The following is a 17,563-nucleotide window of genomic DNA, read 5'->3' as shown; positions in this document are numbered from 1 at the left end:
ACTATTTCCACATTTAATATTGTCTTTCAAATTAGGCAACACTCTTTCAACTGTTAATTTTTGCTGGGCTTCCAAACTATCCTTATTTTGATTTTCAAGAACTTTAAGAAGCAAGCTAAGTTTGGTTACTTCTACGGCATTTTCATCTAAATCAACACCATAAATATTATTCAAAAGTATTCTCTTTTTTTCTTGAATGGTCAATAGCCATTCACCATTCCTTGCTTGAAAAATAACATTTTTTGGAGGTTTTTTCAATCCAGTATAATAATCCAAATGCCAATCCAACAAAAATTGATAAGCTTCTAGTAAAAAAGAACCACTACCACATGATGGATCCAAGATTTTCATTTTGCTCACTTTATTTGGAGTCTTGCCTTTTAACAATTCCCCAACAGTATTTTCCACAATGTACTTAACAATAAAATTTGGAGTATAATAAACCCCACCGGCTTTCTTAACTTCCGGTTTTTCAATAACCTTTGCTCTATGGCCTTTTGTTAAAGTTATGACTTTTCCTAAAAATTGTTCGTAAACATTTCCTAAAATCTCTGGAGAAATCATACTAAATTCATAAGGACTGTTAGGATAATACAAATTCTTCAATATTTTTTTGAAAACATTATCATCGATAGTCAAATCTAAAGTAAATGTGTCTACTCCATCATCATCCTTAGATTCTGGAGAGAAATGGAATAATCCACTGTTGTATTTTAAATCTGCCTTTAAACAAAGTTCTCCAAAAGCTTCATAAATATTATCCTTATCCAATAAATTATAAAGGGTTCTATATTTTATAATTCCCCTATCTTCAGCCATTCTAAGAAAAATTATTCTATCGATTGTTAACTGAACTGCATAATTTAATTCACTTTCACTTAGCAATTCATTTCTAAGTGCTATATTTCTCGCAAGAAGTTCTCTCCATTGGTTAATTTCTTTTAAAAACTCCTCATCGACAGTTGTTGTTCCTTTTAATTTTTTCTCTGATTTGAAGAATTTATTGAATTTACCTTTCATTACAGCTTCTTTTGAAAATAAATCCCATATTTCATCCCATTTTTCAACATATTCCTTATAATTATAGTATTTTAATCTTGAAATGCTTGCACTTTGGTTTAATTCTGGTTTGGTTTGTGTTTCATAGATAGCCAACTCTTCAAAATCAGACAATATAGAGCCTTTTAATTGGGCACTCCAACCATATCTCCTTACCTGAAATGCATGATCCTTATCATTTTTAATGTCTCTAGATGGTTTTTTAGCCTCTAAAAAGAATATTCTTTGACCACCAATTCTAAAGGAATAATCTGGAGCTTTAGTTTCTTTACCTACTTTAATTGAATCTTCAAAAATAACTTCTTTGAATTGTGGTGCCGCATCCTGCTGATTATTAACGTCCCACCCCAATGCTTTGAAAAAAGGGTTTAAAAACTCTGTCTTTAATTGTTCCTCATTGTATTTGTCATTTTTATATAAATCTTCATTTAATTCAAACTTTTCAACCAATTTTTTAGCTTCTTTCAAGCCCTCTTCTTTTGTTATAGCTACCATTATTAAACCTTTTGTCAATTTATTTGAATAAATATAAGTTTATAATAAAGTGTATATATTAATTTGGTATTCATAAATGAAAAATTGCTTTAAACCAAGAAAATTGCTCTTAAAAGTAAGAAAAATTACTTAAAACATCAGCATTATACACAATAACTAACAAGTAAAAATAAAGGAGACTGAATCATGGCAAGACCTATTGAACCAACCCCTGTTTTAGAAGGGGAAGATGCAATCGAATTTTTAAAAAGAATGAATCAACCTCCAAGCAAAGAACAGATAAAAATGTTTGAAAGAATGAAAAAAGCTAAAAAAATTTTTTAAATATAATATGGCATTAATAACATCAGGAATTTTTTATAATTATATAAATCAAAATATAATGAAATAGTTTTTTCTGGATCTTTTTTAATAATTTTATTTATTTTATTTAGTTTTTGTTCTTCCTTTTTAAATGGAATTAAACCATTTTTTGTATAAAAATTAAAAGCTTTTGCAAATCCATCAACTGTTACATATCTAATACCAATATAATTGGACTTGTCATAAATACTTAACAAAATTCGAGATAGGATTTCAGTTCCTAATCCAATATTGGTAAATTTTTTATCAATTGCAAATCTAGCTAATTTAACTGCAGGCAAAGTCTTAAAGGGTGATTTAAAAATAATTTTATTATAATCATACATATTAAGTTTCTTTATTTCAATTAAGTCAGCCAACAATGTAAAATATCCAATCACCTGTCCTTGATATAAAATTAAACTGGTCATGTTAAATTTAAAATTTTGATGTCTTAAAGCATCATCCCTTAAATATTCATTCAAATCATCAGAATCTAATTTGAAGGAAGATAAAGAATGATTGGAATTTAAAGTTTCACAAACATATTCATTTTTAACTTTTTCAATATCTATTTTATTAATTTTAATTTAAACCACTATTTTCTTTAATTGAAGCTAATGATAAATTATTATCAATAAAAAATAAATAATTTCTCTTTAAAATAAAAACAATTATATTAAATGAATTAGATATTAATAAATAGGTGTTAAAATGGAAGATAGATTCAAAAAAGGAATGAGTATTTTAAGCATTACCAATGGTGATAAGATAGAAGAGATATTTAAGGAATTGGAAGACATCGCACCAGATTTGGGCAGATTCATCGTTGAGTTCCCATATTCCGAAATCTATACTCGTGAAGAAGTTGATTTGAAAACACGTGAATTATGTACAGTTGCTGCACTAACAGCTTTAGGCCATGCAACACCACAACTAAAAGATCATATCGGAGCTGCATTGAATGCAGGAAACAGCCCTAAAGAGATAGTTGAAATTATCATGCAGATGTCTGCCTATGCAGGCTTTCCAGCAGCAATCAACGGAGTCATGGCGGCTAAGGAAGTTTTCAAAAAAAGAGATTTGCTTCCAGTAGAATAAATGGTGATTCCATGACATATTGTCCATTTTGCAATAATGACTTATTGGAAGACAGCCGATACTGCCAATACTGTGGAAAAGAACTTCCTGAAAGTTTTCACAGACAAGCACAAATCGATAAAGAAAAAAGAGAACAAGAAGAGATAGAGCTAGCATTATTGATGCATAGCGTCTGTCATTAGATATTAAAGACTTTTTTTGCATTTTCTGTAGTTACTTCATCTACAGTAGCTACATCCAAATCTTTTATTTCAGCTATTTTTTCAACGGCAAGACTTACATTAGCAGGTTCGTTTCTTTCCTCTTTTGTCATTGCCAGATAAGGACTGTCGGTTTCTGTCAAAACAAAATCCAAAGGAATGTCCTTGATTAATTCCTGATGGCGTTGTGAATAACAGACCATTGTCGAAAAGCTCATGTAATAATTGCCTTTCTCCATAATCCTACGAGCGGTTTTCATGCTTCCGCCATAACAATGGAAAATGCAATAAGGAATATCCTCATAATCCTCAAGAAGATTGAAAGCCTTTCTTTCGCTGTCACGAACGTGCATCTGTAAAGGAATCTTATAGTCATTAGCTATATCCATAAAGCTTTTGAAAATCTCCCTTTGTCTTTCCCTTATTGGTTTTTCCTTAACATAGAAATAATCGGTTCCCACTTCACCGATGGCTACAAATTTATCCCTATTTTCAATTAGATAATTCTGAGCTTCCTTTAACTCTTCCTCGGTTGAATCCTGTGAAGTTAAAGGATGAAAACCAAAAGTAGGATATAAAAATTCCTTATATTCATCAACCAAATCCAGAAGTTGGATGTTGCTTTCAAGACTGGTTCCTGAAACTATTACGGCATCCAATTTGTCTTGAGCACGGCTTATAACGTCATCCCTATCGGCATCATAATCTTCAAAATTAACATGACAATGAGTATCAATCAATTTAAACACCAAATCTACGTTCCCTTTCCTGATAGGATCTGATAGCTCTTAAAAAATCAACCTTTCTAAGTTCAGGCCATAGGCTTTCACAGAAATAAAGCTCTGAGTAGGATGATTGCCATAATAAAAATCCGCTTAAACGTTCCTCACCACTGGTTCTGATAATGAGATTAGGATCATCCAATCCTGCAGTGTAAAGGTTTCTGCTTACGTCATCTTCACAAATATCTTCAGGATCCAATTTTCCATCCTTAACATCCTCCGCAATCTTTTTGACGGAGTCGACAATTTCCTGTCTTCCATCATAGCCAATAGCTATGTTAAGGATTCTCTTATCATAGTGTTCTGTTGCCTTTTCAGCCTCATGAATCGCTTCAAGAACATCTTCAGGTATTAAATCAAGCTTTCCCACTACTTGAACTTTAACCTCATTGTTATGTATCTTATCATGGTTAACAAGACGTTTGAAGTTCTTAACAAAAAGATTCATCAAACCATCAACCTCATGTTTTGGCCTGTTGAAGTTTTCTGTGGAAAATGCATAAACAGTAACTATTTCAATTCCAAGTTCAATAGTCCAATCCAATACTCTTTCAAGGGTATCAACACCTATCTCATGGCCTTTTACAACATCAATATTTCCCTGAAGCTTGGAATACCTTCTATTACCATCCATGATTATGGCAACATGCTTTGGCATTTTTTCCTGATCCAATTTCCTAGAAATATTCCATTCATAAAATTTATAAAGTAAATTCTCTCCCATTTCCATCCCCATTTAAACTTTAGTTAATCTATATGCTAATTCAATTGAACGACCATATCCTTCTTCACTTTGGTCTCTGCTAGTGTCTATGTAAATATCTGACAATCCGAATGTCACGGCACCATAACTTGGCCATGAATTAATAAGAACCAAGCTTCTAAATAAAACGTTTCCGAAAATTCCGTCTGGAGCTATTATGACATTACAATTGTCCTTTAAAGCCCTCTCTATCAAAATATAATAATTTTCAACATTGAAGTCTGTGTTTTTTTTAATTAGCTCAGTAAGTTTTTCGCTTTCATCAATAGAGTTGCTGATTCTGGAGCTTCTCCCATAATCTCCTTTCCTGCCATCAGCAAGAACTGCAATCTTAGGTTCTATTTTCTGTTTTCTTAAAAACTTACCGCATTCCATAGCTATTTTAAGTTTGTTTTCTATTGAATCCCCCTCATCAATTCCAACAGGAGTCAGCAGAAACTCTTTATCAGTATCGATAATATAGGTAGCCCTAAAAATAAAATTTTCCTTAAATCTTGACTTTAAACTTTTCATAACCTTTGATGCAGGTAAAGATCCCCTAATAACAGCATCAACTTCAGGATCTAAGATTGCATCAGTTAAATCCTCGTCATTATAGATCAATTTAAAATCAATATCTTCATTTTCATTACTATCTATAGCTTTTAGAATATTCTTATTCTCACCAATACCAACAGCTATAGTTTTCATTAGTATTTAAATATGTAATAAATTATTTATAAAGATAACTATAAGTTACTAAAAAAAGGAGAAAATGATTCTAGAATAGTCCAGAATCAATAAGTGATTGTTCAAATTTATTGGCCGCTTTGTCAAATAGCTCTTTTATTAAAATTGAAATTAGCAAAATTCCCATTAATATTCCAACCAATACATAGATGTCAGGCATCGCATTAGGCCAATACATACCTAGAAGAGCGTTTCTCAACAAGTCAATAGCATATGTCATCGGTAAAACTGGACTTATTGTTTGGAGGAATGAATTCATAACGTATACAGGATAAATACCGTTTGTTGAGGATATCTGGAACACCAACAATACAATAGCTATTGCCTTTCCAGCGTTTCCAAAGATAGATACGAATGAATAAATCAATACTATGAACACCACAGTAATCATGTATGTGAATGCAATGAACAACACCGGATTTTCTATTTGTATTCCAAGCCAGAATGCTCCTATTAATGTAACGGTTGATTGTAGCAACGCTATCAATATGAATAATCCCATTCTTCCGAAGTAGAGTTCCAGAGGAGTGTACTTTGACTGGCCAAGATATCTTGTTTTAATTAAAGCTACTGAAATGACACATCCAACCCAGATTGACAGAACTATGTAAAATGGAGATACCTCTGATCCGTAATTTTCAACAGAGAACATCTCTTCACGATCAATATCGACTGGTGAGTAGAAATAATCGTCGACTCCTGTTTCGTTTACCATGTTCAGTTGCACTAACGGTGACTGCTGGGTTGCTTGACCTAACTGTGCCAATTGTTTAAATGCTACGCTGTCAACGGTTTGAATGACCTTATAATTTATCTTTTCCTGAATTTCGTTGGCTACATTATTGCTCATTCTTGATGCGACAGGATTGGTTTTTTCATTTATCAAGTAAGTTAAGCTTGTTTTTGATGGATTTTGAGAATCAATTGACAATATGTCCTGAGTAAAGTTCTCAGGAATTATGATGGCCGCATAATATGACCCATTTTCCACTCCAAGCCTTGCATTATCCTCACTTACAAATTTCCAATCAAAATCATCGTTTTTCTTAAGCTCGTCTACAACCTGATCTCCAAAGTTCAAAGACTTGCCGTTATATGTTGAGTTAATGTCATTGTTAACAATTGCAAAATCTAAATTATCAGTATTTCCATAGGGATCCCAACATGCCTCTACATTTAAAAGCGCATATAAGGACGGTAAAATAATAATTACAATAATTGTAATCATTACAGCAGGATTTTTTACAAGTGAATGTAAATCATTTTTAAAGATATGTGTGACTTTTTCTATCCCCATATAATCCACCATTTATTCTTTTAAAATCCCATTGAGGAACATATCAAGAAAATCAGCAATTTGCTTATCTAAATTCGGTATCTGTTCTCCACCATATATTCTCCAATGAATAAATGTTTGAAAAATAATGCTGTAAATATTGAAAGCTGCCATTTTCGGATTTACTTTTCTTATTTTCTTACTCTTCATTGCATTTTCAAAAATTTTAGTTAAGTTATCTATTATCTTGTTTGTAACTGCATCTACAATATGAGTGTTTCCAAGAGTAAAGTTTACGTCAATGGCCACCTGTATAATATCCATATTATTTTCAAAGAAGTTTATTATATCTATAAATATTTCATTTAATAAAACGTCAAAATCCTTATTTTCATCATATTTAAAAACGTTACCAATTTCGTTTAAGGCAAAATTCAGATAATAGTTTTTGGTTTCCTTTAAAAGATTTGCCTTTGATTTGAATCTTCTGAATATTGTAACTTCGTTTAAATCAGCGTTTTTAGCTATTTTTACTGTTGTTGTTGAAGATAAACCGTTTTCCAATAAGGTTTGAAGTGTCGCTTCAATGATTCTTTTTTCCGTTTTATCAAAAATATTCATAATGTAAGTAATTACTTACATACATATAAAGTTTTTCCCAAAAAAACACTATAAAAAAAATGAAAAAAAAATGAGATTAATCTTCAATCTCATTGTTAAAATCAAAAATAGCTGATTGTACTAAATCTAAAACAGATTTTTCCAGGTCAGGATAGGTATAATCTAAAGGAATAGGAATGTTGTCACAATAGACTACTTCAAGACCGCCATCAATAGCTTCCTTAGTTGCCACATCAACGGCAGCTGCCTTAAGTTCAGTTAGCATAACATCAGCATCGTCAATATGGGCCTTAATGTCTTCACGTAAAAGCGGCCTATTAGCCAGATTTGAAGAGATTCCAACAACATTGCAGTCGTAATTGGTTTCAAGATACTCTACCAATTTAGGCTGTACACTGCTTGGTGCTGTTGTTGCAAATAAAACGTTTTTACCTGTAATATCACCTAATGGTTTTGGTCTAAATACAGTAGCTATTAGTTTAGCGTCAGGATTAATTTCCTTAATGGCGTCTTCAATATATTTTATCTTTTCAGCATTTGCCATAGGCTCCTCACACATTGTCATGATAACCAGGTCAGCAAAGCTAATCCTATAAGGTCCGAAATATTTAACAATATTGTTGATAGGCTGATTTGCACCTACAAGAACTATATTCTTGTTTGTTTTAATAGGTGGGATAGCTGCACCACTACCTTCAAAAATGGCAAACTCAGAATCGACCTTATTTGCCAATTGGGCTCCTTTTTTCATATTGGTTAAGAATACTTCACCAGCCATACCCCCACCACAGCGTCTGCACCCTATGGTTAAAATACGACTCATCAATGCATCTTCCCAATGATCACTAGCTGCATGAACTCCCTTTTCAGATTGCTCCAATAGGAATTCAGGAGAAATCTCAATTTCATCACCATGCACTATTTCAGGCTCTTCAGGTCCGCCTCTTCCCATTGCTACAACACAAGGGTTGTGGCCGTTTTCATGAAGCAATCTTGAAACAAAACCGGAAACTGCTGTTTTACCTATTCTTTTACCTGTTCCAAGGATTTTAAGTGAAGGTTTTTCCATTATTTCATATTGGGTAACTGGTTCAAATTTAAAATCAGGCCCTTCATATGTAATATTCTGTTCCAAAACCAAACAAGCTATCTTAAATCTTTTCTCATAATCCAAAATAGGTTCATCACTCAAATCAAAAACAGTGTTAACATCATAGATTTGAATCATGTTCTTGATCAATTCATAAGGAATGCCATTCCCATCACCAAATTTTACAGGAACTCCCAAAATATTGGAATAAGATCCTTCATCATCGTTTTTGAGTTTTTCAGTTCCTCCAATAAATACAGCCGCTTTAACATCATGGTATTCCAATTTGTTTAAAGTATCGATTGCCTCTTGAGTTACTGGAAGATAGTGTTCTCCATCAATTAAGCAAAGCATTTTTTTAGTCATTAAATCACCTTTACTCTTAATTTATAAACACTTTATATTTAAACTTCTCTAAGGTACAATAACAAATGTTTAAATAATACATAAACGTACTCATTATACACTATAATCATCGTTAAGGTAATAGGTACTATCTTTGATTATAAGTAACAAATAAAGAGATGAAAATATGGCAAACGGTTCAAATTTCGATGAAAGAAAATTCAAAGAAGAACAAATCAAAAAAGTAGAAGACGCAAAAAAAGAATTCGAATATAAAAGAAAAGACGAATTATAGATAATTTACTAAAATATTTTTGGAAATGAGAAGTGAAAACTCTCATTTCTATTTTTTTTATTTTAAATTTAAGCAGTTTTTAGTTCCTTTTCAGATCTAGCAACTAAGTCAGATAAAGAATTACATACATTAGATGGAATGGAATTATTATCTTTATCAGCGATTATTTCAGAAATTATTTTACAAAGAACAAAAATTGCATGCTTATGTTCAGCTTTAGTTTTATGAATATGATGAGGACTTATATTGAGTATCATATATTCGCTACAGTCATTTTGAATTTGATCGTTTTCTGCTAAAAACTTAAGAACATAAACTAAAAATTGATGTAATTGTATCATTTCATCCTTATACATAATATCTAACTCATCTTAAAATTAACACATTTCTCCAAGACATTAATTTGACATATAATATTTACATAGCCATTATATTTAAAGATATGGCTATTTACACGATTTTCACATTAATTTTTTTATTAAATTATTGTAAATTAAAGGTAATTCATTATAAAGATAATCTAAACCCTTTTGAGTGATACCATTTTTTGTAGCAACTTTATTTATTAATTCATCACTTCCGAAAATATCCTGATTCAACAAGTTGGCAGTGCTATAGTTAGTTTCATTCAAATATCCGTAAATGTCCTCATAGCTCAAATTAGAATTTCTTTCCAATTCCTTTGCAAACAGTGCTGTTGCAAAAGCTATGAATGCCGGCATGCAACTGGTTGCAACAGTCAATGCCTCAAGGTCATCATAGTTGTCAGCGGTTATTACTTTGCTGAACTTTGAAAACAGCCCTTCAATATTTCTCCTGTTTTCCATTGACACGTTCTCATCATGATAAAAAATAGAGATTCCTGATTTTTGATTGTTTTCAGATGGCCATGATGAAATTGAAGGGATTACGCAGGAAACTTGACCATCATATACATTAGCTATATCCTTAAAACTAATTCCTGCAGATGAATGCACCAAATAAGTTTCATCTTCAATAAAAGGAGCTATCTCTTCAATAACCTCAATTAAATCAGGGCTTTTAACTGAAATGAATATAACATCAGAACTTTTAGCAAGATCAACATTACTTTCAAACTTGTTAATCCTGGAATCAAGACTTTCAATCTTGGAGAAAGATCTGTTGGATAAGTTCAAAACATTATCCTCCAAAAATCCAACAGCTTCCAGATTATTAGAAATCAAGCTACCTATATTACCATAACCAATAATTCCAAGCCTCATTTTAAACAATCCCAACTACATATGATAGAAAAATTCCTTAATTTGCATGAAATTAGCCAAAGTCTGATTTTCCAAAACACCAGGCATTATGCAAGCAACAGCAATACCAATGATTCCAAATACAATGCCAATGCCCCAAATGATTCTAACCGCCTTTTTCTCAGAAATAGGTTTTCTTAAAACAAGTCTGATTAAAGATTTGAAACCTACCTCCGGCCTTACAAGCTTTCCCTCATCATTGACTTTAGTAGGTTCAAACTGCTGCCTCTCCATAACACCAGCACTATAAAACTTAAGAGCAGCATCAATAATGTTAGGCAACAAAACGATTAAAGCTATTAACTTAACCCTACCGATGAATGCGATAGAAACAATAGTAGCACCAATGATCAAAGTACCTGTATCTCCAGGAAATACCTTTGCAGGATGCTTGTTGAAGTATAGAAATGCAACAAGAGACCCCAACATACTCATACTAATAATGGTTACGTCATATTTTCCAAGAATAATACATGCGATGGTTAAAGAAGTTAAGGAAATAATACCCAAACCGGATTCAATACCGTTTAAACCAGCCAACATGTTTGTAATATTAGCACCAATAGACAAAGCTATAGGAATGCAAATCAAATAAATAATACCTACGTGAGGAGGTGCAGCCCAAACAAGAGGAATTCCCGCTAAAAAGAGCAAAAAGAATTTTTCCTTGGATGACAAAACCAACAAATCATCAACAATACCAATGATTCCAACAAGCAAAATAACAACCAAGACAACCATTAACTGGAATGTTAAAAGATCGTGCATTCCAATTCCTGCAAAAATACCTATAATAAAACCAAAAAGAATCCCAAAACCACCCATTTCAGCTACAATAGGTTTCCAAGACTTATGGATATCTTTTCCAACAATTTCTGCCTTTTCAAGTTTTTTAATAATCTTAGGCATTGACAAACGAGTTACTAAAAATGATATAATACCACATATAATAGCTATAAAATACAGTGGTAATTGTGGAAGAATATTACTCATGGAAATCACTTATTTTTTATTTAAAATATAATAAACAGTTCTTAAAGGAATATCTAATTCTTCTGAAATCTCTTTAGGCTTTTTGCCCCCATCCCTCAAGTCAAAAATTAAATTCCTTTTATCATCATCATGTTCTTTTTTATAATTGTTAAATTTAAAATCACTATCGCTACTTCTAACCAAATAATAAACCTTATTGAGTGGAATATCCAATTTTTTAGCAATTGATTTGGCCGAAAAACCCTCTTCAGCCATCTTAATAACCTTGCTTTTTAACAAATCGTATTTGGACTTTCTTCCCCAATTATATTTTATTTTGACTTCAATGTCAAGAGTGTTCAATGCTTCTATATATCTCTTAGAAATCCTATTGTAAACACTTCTAGAACAAGTAATAGTATGTAAATTAGGGTATTGATCCATCAATTCCATAATCTTTGAAGAGGTAAGAGCCTGTTTTATATGAATCTCCGTAGTTTCCTCATCATACATAAAATCACTACTTTTTAATAAGTTCTAAAAATTTCTTAGATTTTTCACTTTTAGGTTTTTTAAGCTTCTCTATATTTTTAACTTCTTTGTTGATTTTAGACTCATTGATATTGAAAGCATTTCCTAAAGATTTGGTATCTATGTCAGAATTCATATGGTTAATTAAGGCAGCCCCTAAAGCAGGATTGTTAACTTTAATATTTGAATCGCTGATTAACTTTTCAAGATGGAACTTTTCATGAAGAATCAAATCCATCTCAGGAATGGAAATAATTTTTAGATTGGTTTCCCTATTCAATATGCTAATAACACTATTGTAATTAGTTTGGAATGCCTTTCTTTGTTGCCTATCCAAATTTACCCTAATTCTTGGAAACGGACCATTAGCATACTTACGATTATGATAAGAAGTTGTCAGATAATATTTGAAAATATCCCACATTATCAAAATAACAGGAATGTGTGTGAAAATATTTTTTTCAATGTTTTCTCTTTTTTTCAAATCCCTTTTTAAGGAACGTGTTAAATTACCAAAAGAATCCATATATCCAAGCTCTTTGAATTCACGCTCTATTTCAGAGTTTCTCCAGATTTCCAACCCTTCAATATCATTCTTTTCTATAAAGAAAGGAACATTGTTTTCATATTTGGCAATGATTTCATCATATTTGTTGATTCTTTTAAAATCACTGATGTTTCTTTTCAGCAATGAGTCCCTGATTTCGTTAACTAGCTCCTCACCATATTTGACATAGGCAATTGCAAGAGCATTTCTTGCATTTTTGTCGTCAATGATTGCAGGTTTGCTCCTATGGAATCTCAACATTTCAATTCTGACGTCTTTTCCATAAATTCTCCTTACCTCTTCCTCATAATTGTCAATGAATTCTGAATCCAAAGTAACGTTTTTACGAATCCAACGCTTATTCTTATCCTTGAATTTGATAACAAGAGAAATAGTTTTAACAAGACCCTTACGTTCTTGTTTAAGGAAATTCAACACTTTTTTAAATGCATCCCTTCCCCAATTTGAAAATTGACTCATCAAAACCATATAATTACCTGATAAAGGCAAGTATGGTATTATCTCTATCCTATGAGTCTTGTCCTTATTGACTTTGAATGAAAAATTCTCACAACCACAACTGCACTTTCCATCAAGTTGCTTGTATTCATCAATTTTATATTGCTTGTAACAGGTTTCACATTTAATATTGGCATAATTATTCAAGTTTCCAATAGCTATCTGATGAGAATCTATTGCAGATTTAACTCTTTCCAAAATGTTTTTCTTAGCATTTGCTCTCATTCTGAAAATCTGGTTATGACGACTGTTTTCACTTACCTCTTCCAGACTAATTTCACCAATTGTACCTGTCCCATACTTGTTTAATGATTTAAAAGGACTTTTATATCCTTGGGAATCCATAGAATCCTTAAATTCCAATAACTTATCTAGCCTATCATCTAATTTGAAATATAATTCTTTAAAATATTCAAAATCATCAATGTTATCTAAAACAATCTTATCTTCCCCAATTTCTGAGAGATAGTTTTCCGCTTTAGATATTAGCCTAGATTCTTCCATCCTATCACCAAGGATATAAATTATTTAATAACTTAATTATTGTATTCTTTCACCGACTTCACATTCATCAGGAGTCAATAAAGCGCCGCTTTCTCCAGTAGCTAAAATCATACCTTCTGATAATGTACCGAACAATTTAGCCGGTTTGAGGTTTACGACAACAGCCACTTTTCTGTCAATGAGTTCTTCTGGAGCGTAAAATTTAGCAAGACCTGCTACAATTTGTCTTACTTCATCCCCAATATCCACTTGCAATTTTAATAACTTATCAGATTTTTCGATTTTTTCTGCTTCCTTAATTTGTCCTATTTTAATTTCCACTTTATCAAAGTCATCTATTGTAATTATGTCACTCATATTTTCATCCTCATTATTTTTTAAAGTTTCATTTAATTTGATTATTTGTGCATCGATAACATCGTCATCGATTTTTTTAAATAAAGGTTTTGCCTTGTTTATTTCATGACCTGTCGGCAATGCAACCTTCGCATCATCCCATTTTTCAGGAATGTCAATATTAATAATTTCAGCAATTGCATCAGCTTTAGTTGGAATGTAAGGTTTAAGAACAACTGCCAATGTTTTTGCTAATTGATTTGAAAGGTATAAAGTATTAGCTGCTTTTTGCGGATTCTCCTTTACAGCTTTCCAAGGTTCCTGATCGTTGAAATATTTATTTCCCAATTTAGCTACTCTAAATATTTCAAGCAAACCTTCCCTAAAGTCATAGTTTGCAATTAACTCCCCTACATTATCTGGAAGCTCTTCAATGCTTTTTTCAAATTCCAAATCCTCCACAGATGGATCTTTGTATTCAGGGACTTTCCCGTCAAAGAACTTATGGGTAAATGTAAATGTCCTATGTAGGAAATTACCAATGACATCAGCCAGCCCGTCATTATTTCTTCTTTGGAAATCCTTCCATGAAAAGTCAGTGTCTTTATTTAAAGGAGCGTTAATTGTCAAGTAATAACGTAAAAGATCAGGATCAAATTCCTTTACAAAATCAGCAATCCAGACTACCCAATTCTTACTGGTTGACATTTTTTGACCTTCGAGAGATAGAAATTCACCAGCATATATGTTGTCGGGCATTTTACATCCATGGGCTGCTAGTAAAGCTGGCCAAAAGATTGCATGATGGTAAATGATATCCTTACCTATGAAATGAACCACATAATCATCCCAATAGTCTTTCCAGCTGATTCCGGTTTCCTCTGACCATTGTGCTGCAGAAGAGATATAACCTAAAAATGCTTCACCCCAAACATAAATTACCTTGCCTATTGCCTCATCCAAAGGAACTGGAATACCCCAATCCATATCACGAGTTAAAACCCAGTCATTCAATCCTTCTTTTAACCAGTTTTTAGCGTAATTCTTAACGTTTGGCGGAAGATATTCGTTGTTATCTATATATTCTTCAACATCATCCTGAAAATCACTTAACTTAAAGAAATATTGATATGTATCTTTAATAACAGGAGTGCTTCCGCAGGTCAAACATTCAGGCTCTTTAAGTTCAGTAGGTTCCAAATGTCTTCCACACTTCTCACAGTGGTCTCCACGGGCTTCTGAACCGCAAACAGGACATAAACCTTGGACATACCTATCAGGCAAAAACTTGTTACAGTTTTCACAGTAAAGTTGAGTAATATCTTTTTTGTAGATGTATCCTTTATTATATAAATCTAAAAAGAAATTTTGAGCTATATCATAATGCTTTTTATCGGTAGTTCTAGTAAAATTGTCCAATGAAATGTTCATTGACCTAATATCCTCAGCAATCATATCATGATATCTTTTAGAAATCTCAATAGGTTTTTTATTTTCATTATCTGCCTTTACGGCAATTGGTGTTCCATGTTCATCAGTTGCACAAACCATCAATACATCATTGCCTATCATCCTATTGTATCTGGCATAAATATCAGCCGGCAAATAAGTAGAACGCAAATGTCCCAAATGACATGGCCCATTTGCATATGGAAGTGCACATGAAATAAAAATCTTTGACATCTTACTTATTTCTCCTTAAAATTTAAATTCAAATATAGATTAGCATTTAAAAATGCCTATTACTAAAAAATATGTCAATAAAAACATTTAAAAGTATTGATTAAACCAAAAATTATGATGAAAAAATGTCAAATTAGATAATATTTTAATTATAAAAATCAAATATAAATTCATGGCAGAGATTTCATATATCAACCCTCTTTCAGAAGAAGGAAGAGGCATAGTAAAAGAATACGGGGATTTGAATCAGCTGACTGAAGAAAATGAGGATTTGGTAAGTAGCATAATGCATACACCAAATCAAAAGATTTCGGATGATGAATTGATACCTGGATCAATTAAAGAATTGGCTATAAACAAAATCAAATGGGCTATTGAAAAAAAGAACAATAAAAACTTCGATTCAAGAGAATATGAATATCTATCAAACAGTGAAATATATCAGGAAGATGTAATAGCATTCCACGTTTTATGCCAAGCACTAGCCATTCAATTTAACACAAGTTCCCGTGAAACAAAACTATTTATCGATTCCATCGGTCTTCTGATTGAAGAAAGACTATCAAAAATTACCCCAAGCATCAGATATGAGATAATAGATGAAATCCTCAGAGACATAGCAGTGGATGGATCAATAAAATGGACTTCCCTAAAAGAAGTAATCGGATCCAAAAAGCTCTCATTGGTTCAACTGCTATTGGACAATGGTGAAATAATACTTGAAAAAGAGGAATTCCTGGAAAAGTATGGGGACAAATTTGACGGAAGACCTGCAGACAGAATATATGACATAATTGTAGGGCAGAAAATAAAAGAATTGATACTTTCAAGATTGATAATGCAAAAAACAGAAGAATACATAAAAAGAATAAAGGAAATGTCAAAAATCATTGAAATGCATCCAATAATTCTTGAGCTGGGAGAACAATTGAAGGAAATTATCCCTGAAGAAATGTCCAAATATAACACTTATTATGCAGGTAGCGGAGGCTTGTATGGAACTGTAAAAGGTGGAAAATTAGTTCCTGAAGCATTCCCACCATGTATTCAAAATACCATTGAAGGAGTAAGCTCTGGAGGACGTAATGATGCGATTGTGCTTCTTTTAACTTCATTCGTATCATATGCCAGACTATATCCCGGAATATTTGGTTCTGACGAATCCGTTAAGATATCAGATATTGACACTGACTTAAAAATAACTGAAAACGAAATATTGCCATTGATATATCAGGCGGCAGACAATTGCACACCCCCACTTTTCGATGACCAACCACAGGAAAAGCTAAACATCATTTCAAAGCTTGGATTCGGCCTTCATGATGAAATTAGCCTTGAAAATGAAGGGGAAACAACATGGTACACTCCAATGAGCTGTGAAAAAATAAAAATGCATTTACCTCAACTATGTAAACCAGACGGTTCATGTAAAGGCCTTAATAACCCATTATCATGTTATGGGCGTAAAAAATATCAGATAGATAAAAAAGGAAAAAAAGAAAGTAGTTAAACTTCTTCATCAACAGTTTTAAATGTATAATGCTCCTCTTGAATAGCATCATAATATTCATTTAAAACACCAGTTTCCCATTTATTGTAATTCCAATATTCGTTTTCTTCAAATCTGTCAGCTAAAACACTGATTTTTCTTTCATCCTCGTCAATTCCTTCCTCTTTACAGAATTCAGATAAAATGTCTGGAGTGTATTCAGATGGATCATCATCCTTAAATTCATCATACTCCTCCAATTCCTCTTCTGAAAGGAAATCTTCCGGTTTTACAGGGTTTTCAATGGCCATTATTGTGTATAATACTATGAATAAGCTATCGTCTAAAGGCAATTGGTTTTGTTCAACACCTAAACCTGAAACCTCACCAGTTTCTAGATTAAGAATGGTGTAACCTGACCTTTGACAAGGAATCCATTTCCTATAAGCAAATTCAACAATGTCTTTAGGACTTAAAGTTGTTAAAATAGTTTTAAGTTGCTCTACACCTATAACTTCAATATACTCTTCTTCCATATCTATCACCTTAATTATTATCAAAACCTAATATTAATTTAAACCTTTATAACTATTTCTATTAA

19 protein-coding genes are annotated in these 17,563 nt (G+C 32.1%); 4 read left to right on the top strand and 15 right to left on the bottom strand.

What is annotated here, in order from left to right; all coding sequences use genetic code 11:
• Positions 1-1,554, bottom strand: a 1,554-nt coding sequence (locus tag Q4P18_RS06995; protein ID WP_303337215.1) for a DNA methyltransferase, incomplete at its 3' end; no start/stop codon positions are given.
• Positions 1,555-1,740: 186 nt separating this feature from the next.
• On the opposite strand from Q4P18_RS06995, the gene Q4P18_RS06990 reads away from it, so the two are divergent.
• Entirely contained in the window at positions 1,741-1,878 is a 138-nt protein-coding gene (locus Q4P18_RS06990) for a hypothetical protein (RefSeq protein WP_303337213.1), read from the top strand.
• Here Q4P18_RS06990 and Q4P18_RS06985 read toward each other — a convergent pair.
• On the bottom strand, positions 1,875-2,381 hold the full coding sequence (locus Q4P18_RS06985; protein ID WP_303337211.1) for a hypothetical protein: 507 nt from the start codon (positions 2,379-2,381) through the stop codon (positions 1,875-1,877). The genes Q4P18_RS06990 and Q4P18_RS06985 overlap by 4 nt on opposite strands.
• A 229-nt stretch (positions 2,382-2,610) precedes the next feature.
• On the opposite strand from Q4P18_RS06985, the gene Q4P18_RS06980 reads away from it, so the two are divergent.
• On the top strand, positions 2,611-2,997 hold the full coding sequence (locus tag Q4P18_RS06980; RefSeq protein ID WP_303337209.1) for a carboxymuconolactone decarboxylase family protein: 387 nt from the start codon (positions 2,611-2,613) through the stop codon (positions 2,995-2,997).
• An 11-nt stretch (positions 2,998-3,008) separates the two neighbouring features.
• Complete coding sequence (locus tag Q4P18_RS06975) at positions 3,009-3,179, top strand: zinc-ribbon domain-containing protein (RefSeq protein WP_303337207.1); 171 nt, start codon at positions 3,009-3,011, stop codon at positions 3,177-3,179.
• Here Q4P18_RS06975 and Q4P18_RS06970 read toward each other — a convergent pair.
• From Q4P18_RS06970 to metG, 12 genes are all read right to left on the bottom strand, one after another.
• The gene (locus tag Q4P18_RS06970; protein WP_368660195.1) at positions 3,176-3,937 is read right to left on the bottom strand and encodes a TatD family hydrolase; all 762 of its coding nucleotides are present in this window, start codon (positions 3,935-3,937) and stop codon (positions 3,176-3,178) included. The two genes, Q4P18_RS06975 and Q4P18_RS06970, sit on opposite strands and share 4 nt — an antisense overlap.
• 1 nt (position 3,938) lies before the next feature.
• Positions 3,939-4,703, bottom strand: a complete 765-nt coding sequence (gene uppS, locus Q4P18_RS06965; protein WP_303337203.1) for a polyprenyl diphosphate synthase — start codon at positions 4,701-4,703, stop codon at positions 3,939-3,941.
• Between the two features lie 12 nt (positions 4,704-4,715).
• On the bottom strand, positions 4,716-5,432 hold the full coding sequence (mtxX, locus tag Q4P18_RS06960; RefSeq protein ID WP_303337200.1) for a methanogenesis marker protein Mmp4/MtxX: 717 nt from the start codon (positions 5,430-5,432) through the stop codon (positions 4,716-4,718).
• 70 nt (positions 5,433-5,502) lie between these two features.
• The gene (locus Q4P18_RS06955) at positions 5,503-6,768 is read right to left on the bottom strand and encodes a YhgE/Pip domain-containing protein (protein WP_303337198.1); all 1,266 of its coding nucleotides are present in this window, start codon (positions 6,766-6,768) and stop codon (positions 5,503-5,505) included.
• A gap of 12 nt (positions 6,769-6,780) precedes the next feature.
• A complete protein-coding gene (locus tag Q4P18_RS06950) occupies positions 6,781-7,368 on the bottom strand; it encodes a TetR/AcrR family transcriptional regulator (protein ID WP_303337196.1) in 588 nt (195 codons plus the stop codon).
• Between the two features lie 76 nt (positions 7,369-7,444).
• The gene (locus Q4P18_RS06945) at positions 7,445-8,824 is read right to left on the bottom strand and encodes a 2,3-diphosphoglycerate synthetase (protein ID WP_303337194.1); all 1,380 of its coding nucleotides are present in this window, start codon (positions 8,822-8,824) and stop codon (positions 7,445-7,447) included.
• A gap of 342 nt (positions 8,825-9,166) precedes the next feature.
• Positions 9,167-9,454, bottom strand: coding sequence for a UPF0058 family protein (locus tag Q4P18_RS06940; RefSeq protein WP_303337192.1), 288 nt, complete (start codon positions 9,452-9,454; stop codon positions 9,167-9,169).
• A gap of 105 nt (positions 9,455-9,559) precedes the next feature.
• A complete protein-coding gene (locus Q4P18_RS06935; protein WP_303337190.1) occupies positions 9,560-10,342 on the bottom strand; it encodes a pyrroline-5-carboxylate reductase in 783 nt (260 codons plus the stop codon).
• Between the two features lie 15 nt (positions 10,343-10,357).
• Entirely contained in the window at positions 10,358-11,374 is a 1,017-nt protein-coding gene (locus tag Q4P18_RS06930) for a multidrug transporter (RefSeq protein ID WP_303337188.1), read from the bottom strand.
• 9 nt (positions 11,375-11,383) lie between these two features.
• Positions 11,384-11,866 (bottom strand): hypothetical protein, encoded by a 483-nt coding sequence (locus Q4P18_RS06925; RefSeq protein ID WP_303337187.1) that lies wholly within the window; start codon positions 11,864-11,866, stop codon positions 11,384-11,386.
• A 7-nt stretch (positions 11,867-11,873) separates the two neighbouring features.
• A complete protein-coding gene (locus Q4P18_RS06920; RefSeq protein ID WP_303337185.1) occupies positions 11,874-13,454 on the bottom strand; it encodes a DUF530 domain-containing protein in 1,581 nt (526 codons plus the stop codon).
• Positions 13,455-13,490: 36 nt separating this feature from the next.
• Complete coding sequence (gene metG, locus Q4P18_RS06915; RefSeq protein ID WP_303337183.1) at positions 13,491-15,473, bottom strand: methionine--tRNA ligase; 1,983 nt, start codon at positions 15,471-15,473, stop codon at positions 13,491-13,493.
• Between the two features lie 172 nt (positions 15,474-15,645).
• Between metG and priL the strand changes: the two genes are divergently transcribed.
• Positions 15,646-16,983: a DNA primase large subunit PriL gene (priL, locus tag Q4P18_RS06910; protein ID WP_303337181.1), complete on the top strand. Its 1,338-nt coding sequence runs from the start codon at positions 15,646-15,648 to the stop codon at positions 16,981-16,983.
• On the opposite strand, the gene Q4P18_RS06905 is transcribed toward priL, so the two are convergent.
• Positions 16,980-17,498, bottom strand: coding sequence for a hypothetical protein (locus tag Q4P18_RS06905; protein WP_303337179.1), 519 nt, complete (start codon positions 17,496-17,498; stop codon positions 16,980-16,982). The genes priL and Q4P18_RS06905 overlap by 4 nt on opposite strands.
• Between the last annotated feature and the right edge of the window lie 65 nt (positions 17,499-17,563).

Source organism: Methanobrevibacter sp., assembly GCF_030539665.1.
Taxonomy (GTDB): Archaea; Methanobacteriota; Methanobacteria; order Methanobacteriales; family Methanobacteriaceae; genus Methanocatella.
The sequence above is the reverse complement of the archived record's forward strand: the minus strand, read 5'-3'. Positions and strand labels throughout refer to the sequence as shown.